Source organism: Dyella sp. (assembly GCF_036568765.1).
Classification (GTDB): domain Bacteria; phylum Pseudomonadota; class Gammaproteobacteria; order Xanthomonadales; family Rhodanobacteraceae; genus GSA-30.
On the sequence record NZ_DATCRY010000227.1, the window covers coordinates 1 to 12,760 of the forward strand.

The 12,760-nt window shown below is 62.3% G+C and carries 11 protein-coding genes; 7 read left to right on the plus strand and 4 right to left on the minus strand.

The genetic code is table 11. The features are described from left to right. The first annotated feature begins 79 nt into the window (after positions 1–79). From carA to bluB, 4 genes are all read left to right on the plus strand, one after another. Positions 80–1,231 carry a glutamine-hydrolyzing carbamoyl-phosphate synthase small subunit gene (carA, locus tag VIM98_RS15475; RefSeq protein ID WP_331994006.1) on the plus strand — a complete coding sequence of 384 codons (1,152 nt, stop codon included), beginning with the start codon at positions 80–82 and terminating at the stop codon, positions 1,229–1,231. A gap of 1 nt (position 1,232) precedes the next feature. Beyond that, positions 1,233–4,460, plus strand: a complete 3,228-nt coding sequence (gene carB / locus VIM98_RS15480) for a carbamoyl-phosphate synthase large subunit (RefSeq protein WP_331994007.1) — start codon at positions 1,233–1,235, stop codon at positions 4,458–4,460. Then, on the plus strand, positions 4,457–4,933 hold the full coding sequence (gene greA, locus VIM98_RS15485; protein ID WP_331994008.1) for a transcription elongation factor GreA: 477 nt from the start codon (positions 4,457–4,459) through the stop codon (positions 4,931–4,933). Before carB ends, greA begins: the two co-directional genes overlap by 4 nt. 190 nt (positions 4,934–5,123) lie before the next feature. After that, positions 5,124–5,774 carry a 5,6-dimethylbenzimidazole synthase gene (gene bluB / locus VIM98_RS15490; RefSeq protein WP_331994009.1) on the plus strand — a complete coding sequence of 217 codons (651 nt, stop codon included), beginning with the start codon at positions 5,124–5,126 and terminating at the stop codon, positions 5,772–5,774. A 65-nt stretch (positions 5,775–5,839) separates the two neighbouring features. On the opposite strand, the gene ykgO is transcribed toward bluB, so the two are convergent. The 4 genes from ykgO to VIM98_RS15510 all read right to left on the minus strand — a co-directional run bounded on the left by ykgO (position 5,840) and on the right by VIM98_RS15510 (position 9,698). Continuing rightward, positions 5,840–5,965: a type B 50S ribosomal protein L36 gene (gene ykgO, locus VIM98_RS15495; RefSeq protein WP_008215056.1), complete on the minus strand. Its 126-nt coding sequence runs from the start codon at positions 5,963–5,965 to the stop codon at positions 5,840–5,842. A 67-nt stretch (positions 5,966–6,032) separates the two neighbouring features. Then, the gene (locus VIM98_RS15500; protein WP_331994010.1) at positions 6,033–6,944 is read right to left on the minus strand and encodes a LysR family transcriptional regulator; all 912 of its coding nucleotides are present in this window, start codon (positions 6,942–6,944) and stop codon (positions 6,033–6,035) included. A gap of 290 nt (positions 6,945–7,234) precedes the next feature. Beyond that, entirely contained in the window at positions 7,235–9,256 is a 2,022-nt protein-coding gene (locus tag VIM98_RS15505) for an NADPH-dependent 2,4-dienoyl-CoA reductase (RefSeq protein ID WP_331994011.1), read from the minus strand. A 184-nt stretch (positions 9,257–9,440) separates the two neighbouring features. Then, entirely contained in the window at positions 9,441–9,698 is a 258-nt protein-coding gene (locus tag VIM98_RS15510) for an acyl-CoA-binding protein (RefSeq protein WP_331994012.1), read from the minus strand. 109 nt (positions 9,699–9,807) lie between these two features. Here VIM98_RS15510 and cmk point away from each other — a divergent pair, with 109 nt between their 5' ends. The 3 genes from cmk to VIM98_RS15525 all read left to right on the plus strand — a co-directional run bounded on the left by cmk (position 9,808) and on the right by VIM98_RS15525 (position 12,714). Beyond that, complete coding sequence (cmk, locus tag VIM98_RS15515) at positions 9,808–10,488, plus strand: (d)CMP kinase (protein WP_331994013.1); 681 nt, start codon at positions 9,808–9,810, stop codon at positions 10,486–10,488. A gap of 170 nt (positions 10,489–10,658) precedes the next feature. Continuing rightward, complete coding sequence (gene rpsA, locus VIM98_RS15520; protein WP_331994014.1) at positions 10,659–12,332, plus strand: 30S ribosomal protein S1; 1,674 nt, start codon at positions 10,659–10,661, stop codon at positions 12,330–12,332. An 82-nt stretch (positions 12,333–12,414) separates the two neighbouring features. Beyond that, positions 12,415–12,714, plus strand: a complete 300-nt coding sequence (locus tag VIM98_RS15525) for an integration host factor subunit beta (protein ID WP_331994015.1) — start codon at positions 12,415–12,417, stop codon at positions 12,712–12,714. Positions 12,715–12,760: the final 46 nt, after the last annotated feature.

Below are 12,760 nucleotides of genomic sequence, written 5' to 3' on the forward strand. Positions count from 1 at the left end.
ACGCCCGATTTCCCTTGAGCCCGGGGGGCTCCCGACATAGTTTGCCGCGCAAATTCCCCCGACCCGGAAGCGAACGCCCATGGCCGATGCGAGCTGGCCCGAACCGCGCCCGACCGCGCTCCTTGTGCTTGCCGATGGCACCGTCGTCGAAGGCATCGGGATCGGCGCGGAAGGCTCTGCCGTCGGCGAGGTCTGTTTCAACACGGCGATGACCGGCTACCAGGAGATCCTCACCGATCCTTCCTATGCCCGCCAAATCGTGACCCTGACTTACCCCCACATCGGTAATACCGGCGTGAATCCGGTCGACGCCGAATCCGGCGCGGTGCATGCCGCCGGCCTGATTGTCCGCGATGTGCCGCGCCTGGCCAGCAATTGGCGCAGCACTATGAGCTTGCCGGAGTACCTCAAGCAGCACGGCATCGTGGCCATCGCGGGCATCGACACCCGTCGGCTGACCCGTATCCTGCGCGACAAGGGCGCGCAGAATGGCTGCATCGTGGCCGGTGCCGACGTCGATGCCGAGGCGGCGCTGGCCAAGGCGCGTGCCTTCCCTGGCTTGAACGGCATGGATCTGGCGAAGGTTGTCAGCGTCGACAAGTCCTATAGCTGGAACGAGGGTATCTACGACCTCGATGCCACCCGCTTCAATCAGCCGTCCAAACGCTTCAAGGTCGTGGCCTACGACTACGGCGTGAAGATCAATATCTTGCGCCTGCTGGCCGAGCAAGGCTGCGACATCACCGTGGTACCGGCGCAGACACCGGCGGTCGATGTGCTGGCGATGAAGCCCGATGGCGTGTTCCTGTCCAATGGCCCGGGCGACCCGGCGGCCTGCGACTACGCGGTGGAGTCCACGCGCGCCTTCCTGGACGCGAAGATCCCGCTGTTCGGTATCTGTCTGGGCCACCAGATCATGGGTCTGGCCGTGGGCGCCAAGACGCTGAAGATGAAGTTCGGCCATCACGGCGCCAACCACCCCGTGAAGGATATGGACGACGGTCGCGTGCTGATCACCTCGCAGAACCATGGCTTCGCGGTCGATCCGTCCACGCTGCCTTCCAATGTGCGCGTCACGCACACGTCGCTGTTCGATGGCTCGTTGCAAGGCTTTGCGCTCACCGACCGTCCTGCGTTCTGCTTCCAGGGACACCCGGAGGCGAGCCCAGGGCCGCACGACATCGGCTATCTCTTCGACCGTTTCGCCAAGTTGATGCAGGAGGCCCGCTAAGATGGCCAAGCGTACCGATATCAAGAGCATCCTCATCATCGGCGCCGGCCCGATCGTCATCGGCCAGGCGTGCGAGTTCGATTACTCCGGCGCGCAGGCATGCAAGGCGCTGAAGGAAGAGGGGTACCGGGTCATCCTGGTCAACTCCAACCCCGCCACGATCATGACCGATCCGGAAACGGCCGACGCGGTCTATATCGAACCGATCAACTGGCAGACGGTCGAGCGCATCATCGCCAAGGAGCGCCCGGATGCCGTGCTGCCGACCATGGGCGGCCAGACGGGCCTCAATTGCGCGCTGGATCTTGCCGACAACGGCGTGCTCGAGAAGTACAACGTCGAATTGATCGGCGCCTCGCGCGAAGCCATTCGCATGGCCGAGGACCGCGAGCTGTTCCGTGTGGCTATGGCCGATATCGGCCTGGAGTGCCCGAAGGCGGAAGTCGCTCGCAGCTTCGAGCAGGCCGTGGACATCCAGACCCGCGTCGGTTTTCCTACCATCATTCGCCCGAGCTTCACGCTTGGCGGTTCCGGCGGTGGCATCGCGTACAACGTCGAAGAGTTCGAGGAGATCGTCAAGCGCGGTCTGGAACTCTCGCCCGTGCACGAAGTGCTGGTCGAGGAGTCCGTCCTTGGCTGGAAGGAATTCGAGATGGAAGTCGTCCGCGACAAGGCGGACAACTGCATCATCGTCTGCTCGATCGAAAACCTCGATCCGATGGGCGTGCACACCGGCGATTCGATCACCGTTGCGCCCGCGCAGACCCTCACCGACAAGGAATACCAGCGCCTGCGCGATGCTTCCATCGCAGTGTTGCGCAAGATCGGCGTGGATACCGGTGGCTCGAACGTGCAGTTCGGCATCAATGCCGAGACCGGCCGTGTCGTCGTGATCGAGATGAATCCGCGTGTGTCGCGCTCTTCGGCACTCGCCTCCAAGGCCACCGGCTTCCCGATCGCCAAGATCGCAGCCAAGCTGGCCGTCGGCTATACGCTCGATGAGCTCAAGAACGACATCACCGGCGGCCTGACCCCGGCTTCGTTCGAGCCGACCATCGACTACGTCGTGACCAAGATCCCGCGCTTTGCGTTCGAGAAGTTCCCCTCGGCGGATGCGCGCCTGACGACGCAGATGAAGTCGGTGGGCGAGGTCATGGCCATGGGCCGCACCTTCCACGAATCGCTGCAGAAGGCCCTGCGCGGTCTGGAAATCGGCAAGACCGGCCTCAATCCGACCGGTCTGGACCTGACTACCGACGATGGTCTGGCTGTGCTCAAGCGCGAACTGCGCGAGCCGCGCCCGGATCGCGTGTTCCATCTTGCCGACGCGTTCCGCGCCGGCCTGTCGCTGGAAGAGGTGCACAGCCTCAGCCATGTCGACCCATGGTTCCTGGCCGCATTCGAAGATATCGTGCTGGAAGAAGCCCAGGTCACCGCGCAGGGCATCAGCAAGCTCGATGCGCTGCGCATGCGCGAACTCAAGCGCATGGGGTTCTCCGATGCGCGCCTGGCCGAACTGATCGGTACCGACGAAGCCGCCGTGCGTCACCTGCGTCATACCCTGGGTGTGCGTCCGGTCTACAAGCGCGTGGATTCCTGCGCTGCAGAATTTGCGACCACTACCGCTTACATGTACTCCACCTATGAGGAAGAGTGCGAAGCGCAGCCGACAAACCGCGACAAGATCATCGTGCTCGGTGGCGGTCCGAACCGCATCGGCCAGGGTATCGAATTCGACTATTGCTGCGTGCACGCTGCGCTGGCGCTGCGCGAGGACGGGTTCGAGACCATCATGGTCAACTGCAACCCGGAGACCGTGTCCACCGACTACGACACGTCCGATCGCCTGTACTTCGAGCCGCTGACGCTCGAGGACGTGCTGGAAATTGTTGCGCTGGAAAAGCCCAAGGGCGTGATCGTGCAGTACGGCGGCCAGACTCCGCTCAAGCTTGCGCGCGCTTTGGAAGCCGCGGGTGCGCCGATCATCGGCACCTCGCCGGATTCGATCGATCTGGCCGAGGATCGCGAGCGCTTCCAGAAAATGATCGAGAAGATCGGCTTGAAGCAGCCGCCGAACCGCACGGCGCGCAACGCTGACGAGGCGATGGCGCTGGCGCGCGAGATCGGTTACCCGCTGGTGGTGCGTCCTAGCTATGTGCTGGGCGGCCGTGCCATGGAAATCGTCTATGCCGATGCGGATCTGGCGCGCTACATTCGCGATGCGGTGCAGGTATCCAACGATTCGCCGGTGCTGCTGGATCGCTTCCTCGATCATGCGGTCGAGGTCGACGTGGACATCATCGCCGACGCCGAAGGAAATGTGCTGGTCGGCGGCATCATGGAGCATATCGAGGAGGCCGGCGTGCATTCGGGCGATTCGTCCTGCTCGCTACCGCCGTACTCGCTCTCGGCCGAAGTGCAGGACGAATTGCGTCGTCAGGTTGCCTTGATGGCCAAGGAGCTCAAGGTCGTTGGCCTGATGAACACCCAGTTCGCCATTCAGGGCGACACCGTGTTCATCCTCGAGGTGAATCCGCGTGCTTCGCGCACCGTACCGTTCGTGTCCAAGGCGACCGGCGTCTCGTTGGCCAAGATCGCCGCGCGTGCAATGGCCGGTCGTTCGCTGGTGGCGCAGAATGCTACACGTGAAGTGATTCCCGAGTATTACTCGGTCAAGGAAGCGATCTTCCCGTTCCTGAAATTCCAGAATGTCGATCCGATCCTCGGACCGGAAATGCGTTCGACCGGCGAAGTCATGGGTGTGGGCCGCAGCTTCGGTGCCGCCTTCGCTCGCGGTCACGATGCTGCCGGCATCAAGACGCCGCCGAAGGGCAAGGTGTTCGTATCGGTGCGCGACGCGGACAAGGAGCGTCTGCTGCCGGTGGCGAAAGACGCCATCTCGCGCGGTTTCAGCCTGGTGGCGACTTCGGGCACGGCCGCGTTCCTGGCCGAACACGGTGTCGTATGCGAGCGCATCAACAAGGTGCTGGAAGGCCGTCCGCACGTGGTGGACCTTATCAAGAACGGCGAAATCGTTTATATCGTCAACACGACCGAGGGCAAACAGGCCATTGCCGATTCGTTCTCGATCCGTCGCGAGGCCCTGCAGCATCGCGTCACGTATTCCACCACCGTGGCAGGCGCCCGTGCGCTCGTGCACTCGCTGGATTTCCACGGTGCCGGCGAGGTGCATAGCCTGCAAGAGTTGCACAAGGAGTTGAAAGCATGAGTCGCGCCCCTATCACCAAGTCCGGTTCGGAGCGTTTGCGTGGCGAGCTGGAGCGGCTGAAGTCCGTCGATCGTCCGAAGATCATTGCGGCCATCGCCGAGGCGCGTGCGCACGGCGATCTGAAAGAGAATGCCGAATATCACGCGGCGCGCGAGCAGCAGAGCTTTACCGAAGGCCGCATTGCCGAGCTCGAGGCCGCGCTGTCCACTGCCGAGGTGATCGATGTGTCGCGTCTGAGTGCGGGTTCGCGCGTGGTGTTCGGTGCCACGGTCGACCTGGAAGACGAGGACAGTGGCGAGGCAGTGACGTACCAGATCGTTGGCGATCTGGAGGCGGACATCAAGCAGCGCTTGATTGCGGTGTCCTCGCCGATCGCGCGAGCGCTGATCGGCAAGAGTTCGGGCGATAGCTTCGAGTTCCGTGCGCCAAACGGGGTGAAGCGGTACGAGATTACTGGCGTGCGTTACGAGTGATGCAGGCGATAGATTGAGAAAGACGCCGCCGTTGGGCGGCGTTTTTTTTAGCCGCCGAGCGAGCAGAATGGCGGTTGCGACATACCTATGCGTGACGCCTTGCTCACTTATGCATGATTAAGACAATTGCTCTCCTCTGGCAAAGCCAAGGTTGGGCTGAGGGGAGGGCTTCCCAGTTAAACTCCACGTCATGAATCCAGCTTTCGACGCTACCGAACGAGCCGCCGTCTATCGCGCCATCCACGAGCGCCGTGACATGCGCCACTTCAAGCCAGGACCGATCGACACTGAGGTCTTGCGACGCCTCCTCCTCGCCGCACATCACGCACCGAGCGTAGGCTTCATGCAGCCATGGCGCATCGTGCGTATCACCGATCGCCCCTTGCGCGAGTCGCTTCATGCATGTGTCGAACGCGAACGCTTGTTGACGGCCGACGCATTGGGCAAGCGACGCGACGAATTCATGAAGCTCAAGGTCGAGGGCATGCTCGAATGCGGCGAGCTGCTGGTGATGGCATTGATGGACGGCCGGGAAAAGCATGTCTTTGGCCGGCGCACCATGCCCGATATGGACCTTGCATCCGTGGCGTGTGCCATCCAGAACATGTGGCTGGCCGCGCGCGCCGAAGGACTCGGCATGGGTTGGGTTTCGTTATTCGACGAAGAAGAGCTACGCCAGATACTGGGTATGCCAGCGGGGGCGCGCCCGGTAGCCATCCTGTGCCTGGGGCAGGTCGAGGCGTTCTACGAGCGTCCTATGCTGGAGCAGGAGCATTGGGCCGAACGGATGCCGGTGGACGCCTGCATGTTTGAGAATGGCTGGGAAAAGCCTGCTAGCTAAGGACATAAAATAAAAAAAGCCGCCCAGAAAGGCGGCTTTTTCATAGACCCTCAGCGCGCAAAAAATTAGCGCTGGCGAGCCTTGAAACGGGGGTTGCTCTTGCAGATCACGAACACCTTGCCGCGACGGCGCACAACCTTGCAGTCACGGTGCCGCTGCTTGGCGGACTTCAAAGAGGAAAGCACCTTCACGGCCAGCTCCTGATACAAATGAAAAACGAAAAAGCGAGCCCAAAAGTGTAACCGGTTGAATCGCCTATCACAAGCCCATAACAGTTTGTGATTCAGCCACCATGGACAGGAAGTTGGCCAGGACCGTCGATGGGTCGTCGCGGCGAGTGGCGACCGCCAGCAACATGGTGGCGTCGGGATCGTTCAAGGCCACATAGCTTACCCCGGTCAGGCCCACGGTACGCATCGAAGCGGGCACCAGGGCCAAGCCCATGCCCGCGGCAACCAGGACCAGTAACCCATTGATCTGCTGTGCATGCTGGCGGATCTTCGGGTGGAAATCGGATTTCATCGCGAGCTGTACCAGGCGATCGTACAGCGTTGCGGCCAGCTCGCGTGGCTGCACGACAAAGTATTCCCGCGCCACTTCGCGCAGGTCGATGCTGGCACGGCTGGCGAGGGGGTGGTCCGAGGGCAGGGCCAGTAGCAGGGGTTCGCGATCGATCGTGTCGAGCCGCAAAGCTTCGCGATCGGCGTCGTGCTTCGGTTCGTCACGCACAAAGCCGACGTCGATCTGGCCGGTCAGGAGCGCTGCGAATTGTGGCTCGGTGTACATCTCGCTCAGCGCGATCCGCACGTTCGGTGCCACCCGACGGTAGCGCAGGAGGGCGTCGGGCAGGGCTGGGTGGAAGGTTACTGACACGGTGTAGGCAAGTCTGAGCAAGCCAGTGAATCCCGCAGCAGCCTCGGCGACCTGATTGCGAGCCTCATCGGCCTTGCCCAGAATCTGTCGCGCCTGCTCCAGGAAGACCCTGCCGGGTTCGGTCAGCGCAACATTGCGTTTGTCGCGGTTGAACAGCAAAACGCCTAGGTCGCGTTCAAGGGCTTGTATTTGCTGGGAAAGTGGGGGCTGTGAAAGATGCAGGCGCTGGGCCGCGCGGCTGAAGCTGAGTTCCTCCGCCACGGCAATGAAGTAGCGCAGCTGGCGGAAATCGAACATCGAGCACTCTCACAAGTCGCGTGAAAAGGGAAGTGCGGCCATCACACTCAAAATGCCGGCTGCATCAGCTTATAGGAGATTCCTATAAGTGGCGTGCTAAATATATATTTGCCGCCGATCTAGATCGATCCTATTCTACGCTCCGTCCCGCCACCTTCCCCTCCCCCCGGTGGCGGAGACCCCCGCCCCGCAGCGACGCTACATCCCCACGATATCCGGTCTCTCTCCCCCCGAACCGATATCGAAGCGTCGACTGACGGGGCGCTTTCTTTTTCCGCCCACGTGATCGATCAGAGGCTCGCCGCCAGTCGGGTGCCTTGATCGATGGCGCGCTTGGCGTCAAGTTCGGCTGCCACGTCGGCGCCGCCGATGACATGAGCCTTTATACCCAGGGTGGCCAGGGCATCGGCGAGTCGACGATCGGGTTCCTGGCCGGCACAAACGACAACGTTATCGACCGGTAGTATTTGCGTGGCACCGGCTACGGTGACGTGCAGGCCTTGCGTGTCGAAGCGTTCGTAGCCTACGCCGCCGAGCATGGTGACGCCCTTGGCCTTGAGCGTGGCGCGATGCACCCAACCGGTGGTCTTGTTCAGGCGAGCTCCAGGGCGTCCCTCGCTGCGCTGGAGCAACCAGATTTGCCGAGCCGGCGGCTCGGGTTGTGGCGACAGCAACCCCCCGCGTGCATCCAAGCGCCTATCCACCCCCCATTCGCGCGTCCAGCGGGCGATATCGGTGCTTGGCGACGGTGCCTGTTCGGCCAGGAATTCAGCGACGTCGAAACCGATGCCGCCAGCGCCGATAATCGCCACCCGCGCGCCTACCGCGGCATTGCGCGCAAGTACGTCGAGATAGCTCAGTACGCGCGGATCGTCGCTACCGGGGAAGTTCACCTTGCGCGGCACAATGCCAGTTGCGACCACCACTTCGTCATAGCCCTCGGCCTGGATCGACGCGGCGTCGACCGCCGCGCCGAGTCGCAGAACGACGCCGAGATCGTCCAGGCGGTGGCGGAAATAGCGCAGGGTTTCCTCGAATTCTTCTTTGCCGGGAATACGTTTCGCGTAATTGAACTGTCCGCCGACGATGTTCTCGCGATCGAACAGCGTGACCCGGTGCCCGCGTTCGGCGAGGGTGGCGGCGGTCGCCATACCCGAGGGGCCGGCGCCGATCACGGCAACGCGTTTGCTAGCGGCTGCCGCTACGATTTTCAGCTCGGTCTCATGGCAGGCGCGCGGGTTGACCATGCAGGTGGCGCGTCGCTGCGAGAACACGTGATCGAGGCAGGCCTGGTTGCAGGCGATGCAGGTGTTAATGCGATCGCTGCGTCCTGTCAGCGCCTTTTGTGCCCACTGCGGGTCGGCCAGGAACGGGCGAGCCATCGAAATCATGTCGGCTTCGCCATGGGCAAGAATGCGTTCGGCGATATCGGGCATGTTGATGCGGTTGGTGGTAATCAGCGGGATCGTCACTTCGCCTTTGAGCTTGGCGGTGACCCAGGAAAACCCGGCGCGCGGCACGCTGGTAACGATGGTCGGAACGCGTGCTTCATGCCAGCCGATGCCTGTATTGATGATGCTGGCACCGGCACGTTCGATACCTTTGGCGAGTGTGACGATCTCGCTCCAGTCCTGCCCGCCATCGACCAGATCGAGCATCGACAGGCGATAGACGATGATGAAGTCGCGGCCGACGGCTTCGCGGGTACGCTCGACCACTTCGAGCGCGAACCGCATGCGCCGCGCCGCATCGCCGCCGTAGCGATCAGTGCGCTTGTTGCTGCGTTCGGCCAGGAACTGGTTAATCAAATAGCCTTCCGAGCCCATCAGCTCCACGCCGTCGTAGCCGGCCTCGCGAGCGAGCTGAGCACAACGGGTAAAATCGCGCACGGTGCGCTCGACACCGCGCAGGGACAGGGCACGCGGCGTGAAAGGCGTAATCGGCGATTTGATCTTCGACGGCGCCACCGACAGCGGGTGATAGCCATAGCGGCCCGCATGCAGGATCTGCATGCAGATACGTCCGCCTTCCCGATGCACCGCCGAAGTGACTTTGCGATGGCGTGCGACATGCCAAGGCATGGTCATCCGGCCGCCGAAAGGTTTAAGCCAACCCTGGATGCTTGGCGCAATACCTCCGGTCACCATCAGGCCGACGCCACCGCGGGCGCGCTCGGCGAAATATTCGGCCAGCTTGTCGAAATCGGCTGCCTTGTCCTCCAACCCGGTATGCATCGAGCCCATCAAAATGCGGTTGGGCAGGGTGACATGGCCTAAGTTCAGCGGAGCGAACAGGTTGGGGTAGGCGGTCATGAGTGGCGGCGGCTCATTCAAACGATTGTATGAATGTGCCGCAAACGGTGCCGCTGGCGCAAGGGAGTGCCCGGCATGTTGGGAGATGAGAAGGGGCGAGGGAGGAGTAGCGAAGCGCAAGTTCGAGCGACGGGCGCCGGCTTCTGGGAGCCTTTAAAAAAACGTCTTTCCTGCAGCTAAAGCGTCACCCCAACAGCTCCTGCACTAGCTCGATATACCGGCGACGCGCTTCCTCGCCACTCATGCCGCGCAGTTTGGCCCAGGCCTCGTATTTCGCCGTGCCGATGAAATCGAAGAAGCCGGGCTGCTGGCCGTGCACATCGCCTTCGGAGCCCTGTTTGTAAAGCGCGTAGAGCTTGAGCAGGGTGTCGTTGTCCGGTCGCTCCCCTAGTTTCTGGATGTCTTCGGCAGCCTGCTCGAACTCGGGACGAAGATCGCTCATGGGGATCGACACTTCTGGAAAGCCTGTGGAAAGGTGCGCGGCTTGATAGCACGCGCTCGGCCGGCGGGTCAACGCGATATCATGTGGGGTTTAGCCCGCCGGAGCCGCCATGACCCCTGCCAACCCCGCCCCCGTACTCACGATCGACGGGCCGTCCGGATCCGGCAAGGGCACGATCAGTCGTTTGGTGGCCGAGCGCCTCGGCTGGCGACTGCTTGATTCGGGAGCGCTATACCGGGCGGTCGGGTACGCCGCCGGCGCCGCGGGGCTGGATCTGTCCGATGTCGAAGCGGTGACCCGCTGCGCCGAGTCGACCCGGATCCAGTTCAAGGCCGCGCCGGATGGCGGCGATACCCGGGTGATCGTCAACGGCCATGACGCCACCGACGAGCTGCGTACGGAGACCGCCGGCGCGGCGGCCTCGGCCATTGCCTCGATGCCGACCGTCCGGCAGGCCTTGGTTGCCATGCAGCTTGGGTTCCGCAGGAGCCCGGGCCTGGTGGCCGACGGGCGCGACATGGGGACCGTGATCTTCCCCGATGCCCCGTTCAAGGTGTTCCTGACCGCCAGTGCCGCCGAACGCGCGAAAAGACGCTATAAGCAGTTGAAGGAAAAGGGGCTGAGCGTTACACTAACGAGCCTTCAGCGCGAAATTGAGGCGCGTGACACCCGGGATGCATCGCGGGCCGTCGCGCCGCTCAAGCCGGCCGAAGATGCCGTGCTGGTGGATAGTACCGGCATGAGCATCGGGGACGTCGTCGCGAAAGTACTCGCCGTCGTACAGCCTTGAGGCTGTCGATGGCATTGGTGCTCCATGTCGCGGCATGGAGTGTTTGGTCAACGGTGTCCTTAAGGGTCGATCCCGACGGCACCCATAACCGGTGGGCCGGTTAGTTTCAAGCGCAGGTTTTAGTCCGACGGTGCGCTTGGCTACGGCCTTTTCTCATTTCTGGAATCAACATGACTGAAAGTTTTGCCGAGCTGTTTGAACAAAGCCAACAGGCTATCTCCAAGCTGAAGCCGGGTGCCATCGTCACCGGCATCGTTGTGGAAATCCGCAACGACGTCGTCGTGATCAACGCTGGCCTCAAGAGCGAAGGCATCGTCCCGATCGAGCAGTTCAAGGACGAGGACGGCGAGTTGGAAGTGCAGGTGGGCGACGAGGTGAAGGTTGCCCTCGATGCGCTCGAAGACGGCTTCGGCGAGACCAAGCTCTCCCGTGAGAAGGCCAAGCGTTCGATGGTGTGGGACGACCTGGAGCAGGCGTTCGACAAGGAAGAGACCATCACCGGCAAGATCTCGGGCAAGGTCAAGGGTGGTTTCACCGTCGACATCAAGGACGTCCGCGCATTCCTGCCGGGCTCGCTGGTCGACGTGCGTCCGGTCCGCGATCCGGTTTACCTGGAAGGCAAGGACCTCGAGTTCAAGATCATCAAGCTCGACCGCAAGCGCAACAACGTTGTGGTCAGCCGCCGCGCCGTCGTCGAGACCGAGTTCTCCGAGGAGCGCGAGAAGCTGCTGGAGCGTCTGACCGAAGGCGCAGTGGTCAAGGGCACGGTCAAGAACCTCACCGACTACGGTGCGTTCGTGGACCTGGGCGGTATCGACGGTCTGCTGCACATCACCGATATGGCGTGGAAGCGCGTGCGCCATCCGTCCGAAGTCGTCAATGTCGGCGACGAGCTGGACGTGCGCGTGCTCAAGTACGATCGCGAGCGCAACCGCGTTTCGCTGGGCCTCAAGCAGCTGGGCGACGACCCGTGGGTCGCTATCGCTCGCCGCTACCCGGTCGGCAGCCGCCTGTTCGGCAAGGTATCCAACGTCACCGATTACGGGTGCTTCGTCGAGATCGAGCCGGGCGTCGAAGGCCTGGTCCACGTCTCGGAAATGGATTGGACCAACAAGAACGTCAATCCGGCCAAGGTCGTGCAGGTCGGCGACGAGACCGAAGTGATGGTGCTGGACGTGGATGAAGAGCGTCGCCGCATCTCGCTGGGCATCAAGCAGACCCGCTCCAATCCGTGGGAAGCCTTCGCCGCCATGCACAAGAAGGGCGACAAGGTGTCGGGCCAGATCAAGTCGATCACCGACTTCGGCATCTTCATCGGCCTGGACGGCGGCATCGATGGCTTGGTCCACCTGTCGGATATCTCCTGGCAGGCTTCGGGCGAAGATCTGGTGCGTAACTTCAAGAAGGGCGACGAGATCGAAGCGGTCGTGCTGGCCGTCGATCCGGAGCGCGAGCGCATCTCGCTGGGCATCAAGCAGATGGAGCAGGATCCGTTCGGTCAGTTCATGGCCAACCATCCGCGTGGCACGGTCGTCAACGGCACGGTGAGGGAAGTCGACGCCAAGGGCGCGACGATCGACCTGGGCGAAGGCATCGAAGGCTATGTGCGCGCCAGCGATATCGCCAAGGAACGCGTCGATGACGCCACCCTGCACCTGAAGGTGGGCGACAAGGTTGAAGCCAAGTTCACCGGCATGGATCGCAAGGGCCGTCAGCTGCAGCTGTCGATCCGCGCGAAGGACGAAGAAGAACTGCAGGACGCCATGGCCGAATACTCGTCCGCTACCGGCGGTACGACCAAGCTTGGCGCGTTGCTGAAAGAGCAGCTCAACAAGGCTGACTAAAGTGTGAGTCGATACCGGAGCGGCCAACCGCCGCTCCGGTATCGATGTAGTTGTGTTTTCATGTCACGGACATTGGGGACCCATGACCAAATCCGAACTGATCGAAGCGCTGGCCCGGCGTCAAACACATCTTGCGTTTGGCGACGTTGAGCTCGCGGTGAAAAGCGTCATCGAACAGATGAGCCAGGCGCTGGCTCACGGCGAACGGATCGAGGTTCGCGGCTTCGGCAGCTTCGCGCTGCACTATCGTCCACCTCGGATGGGCCGCAATCCCAAGACGGGCGATGCGGTAGCCCTGCCGGGCAAGCATGTGCCGCACTTCAAGCCAGGCAAGGAATTGCGTGAGCGCGTGAACATGATGTTGGAACAGGCCGGCGCGTAAGAGCTTCGGCCCGCCCAAAAAAAGCCGGCTTCATGCCGGCTTTTTT

What these genes read in the sequence shown, in the direction of transcription:
- carA (WP_331994006.1), top strand. Translation starts at nt 80, where the DNA reads ATGGCCGATGCGAGCTGGCCCGAACCGCGCCCGACCGCGCTCCTTGTG.
- carB (WP_331994007.1), top strand. Translation starts at nt 1,233, where the DNA reads ATGGCCAAGCGTACCGATATCAAGAGCATCCTCATCATCGGCGCCGGC.
- greA (WP_331994008.1), top strand. Translation starts at nt 4,457, where the DNA reads ATGAGTCGCGCCCCTATCACCAAGTCCGGTTCGGAGCGTTTGCGTGGC.
- bluB (WP_331994009.1), top strand. Translation starts at nt 5,124, where the DNA reads ATGAATCCAGCTTTCGACGCTACCGAACGAGCCGCCGTCTATCGCGCC.
- VIM98_RS15500 (WP_331994010.1), bottom strand. Translation starts at nt 6,944, where the DNA reads ATGTTCGATTTCCGCCAGCTGCGCTACTTCATTGCCGTGGCGGAGGAA.
- VIM98_RS15505 (WP_331994011.1), bottom strand. Translation starts at nt 9,256, where the DNA reads ATGACCGCCTACCCCAACCTGTTCGCTCCGCTGAACTTAGGCCATGTC.
- VIM98_RS15510 (WP_331994012.1), bottom strand. Translation starts at nt 9,698, where the DNA reads ATGAGCGATCTTCGTCCCGAGTTCGAGCAGGCTGCCGAAGACATCCAG.
- cmk (WP_331994013.1), top strand. Translation starts at nt 9,808, where the DNA reads ATGACCCCTGCCAACCCCGCCCCCGTACTCACGATCGACGGGCCGTCC.
- rpsA (WP_331994014.1), top strand. Translation starts at nt 10,659, where the DNA reads ATGACTGAAAGTTTTGCCGAGCTGTTTGAACAAAGCCAACAGGCTATC.
- VIM98_RS15525 (WP_331994015.1), top strand. Translation starts at nt 12,415, where the DNA reads ATGACCAAATCCGAACTGATCGAAGCGCTGGCCCGGCGTCAAACACAT.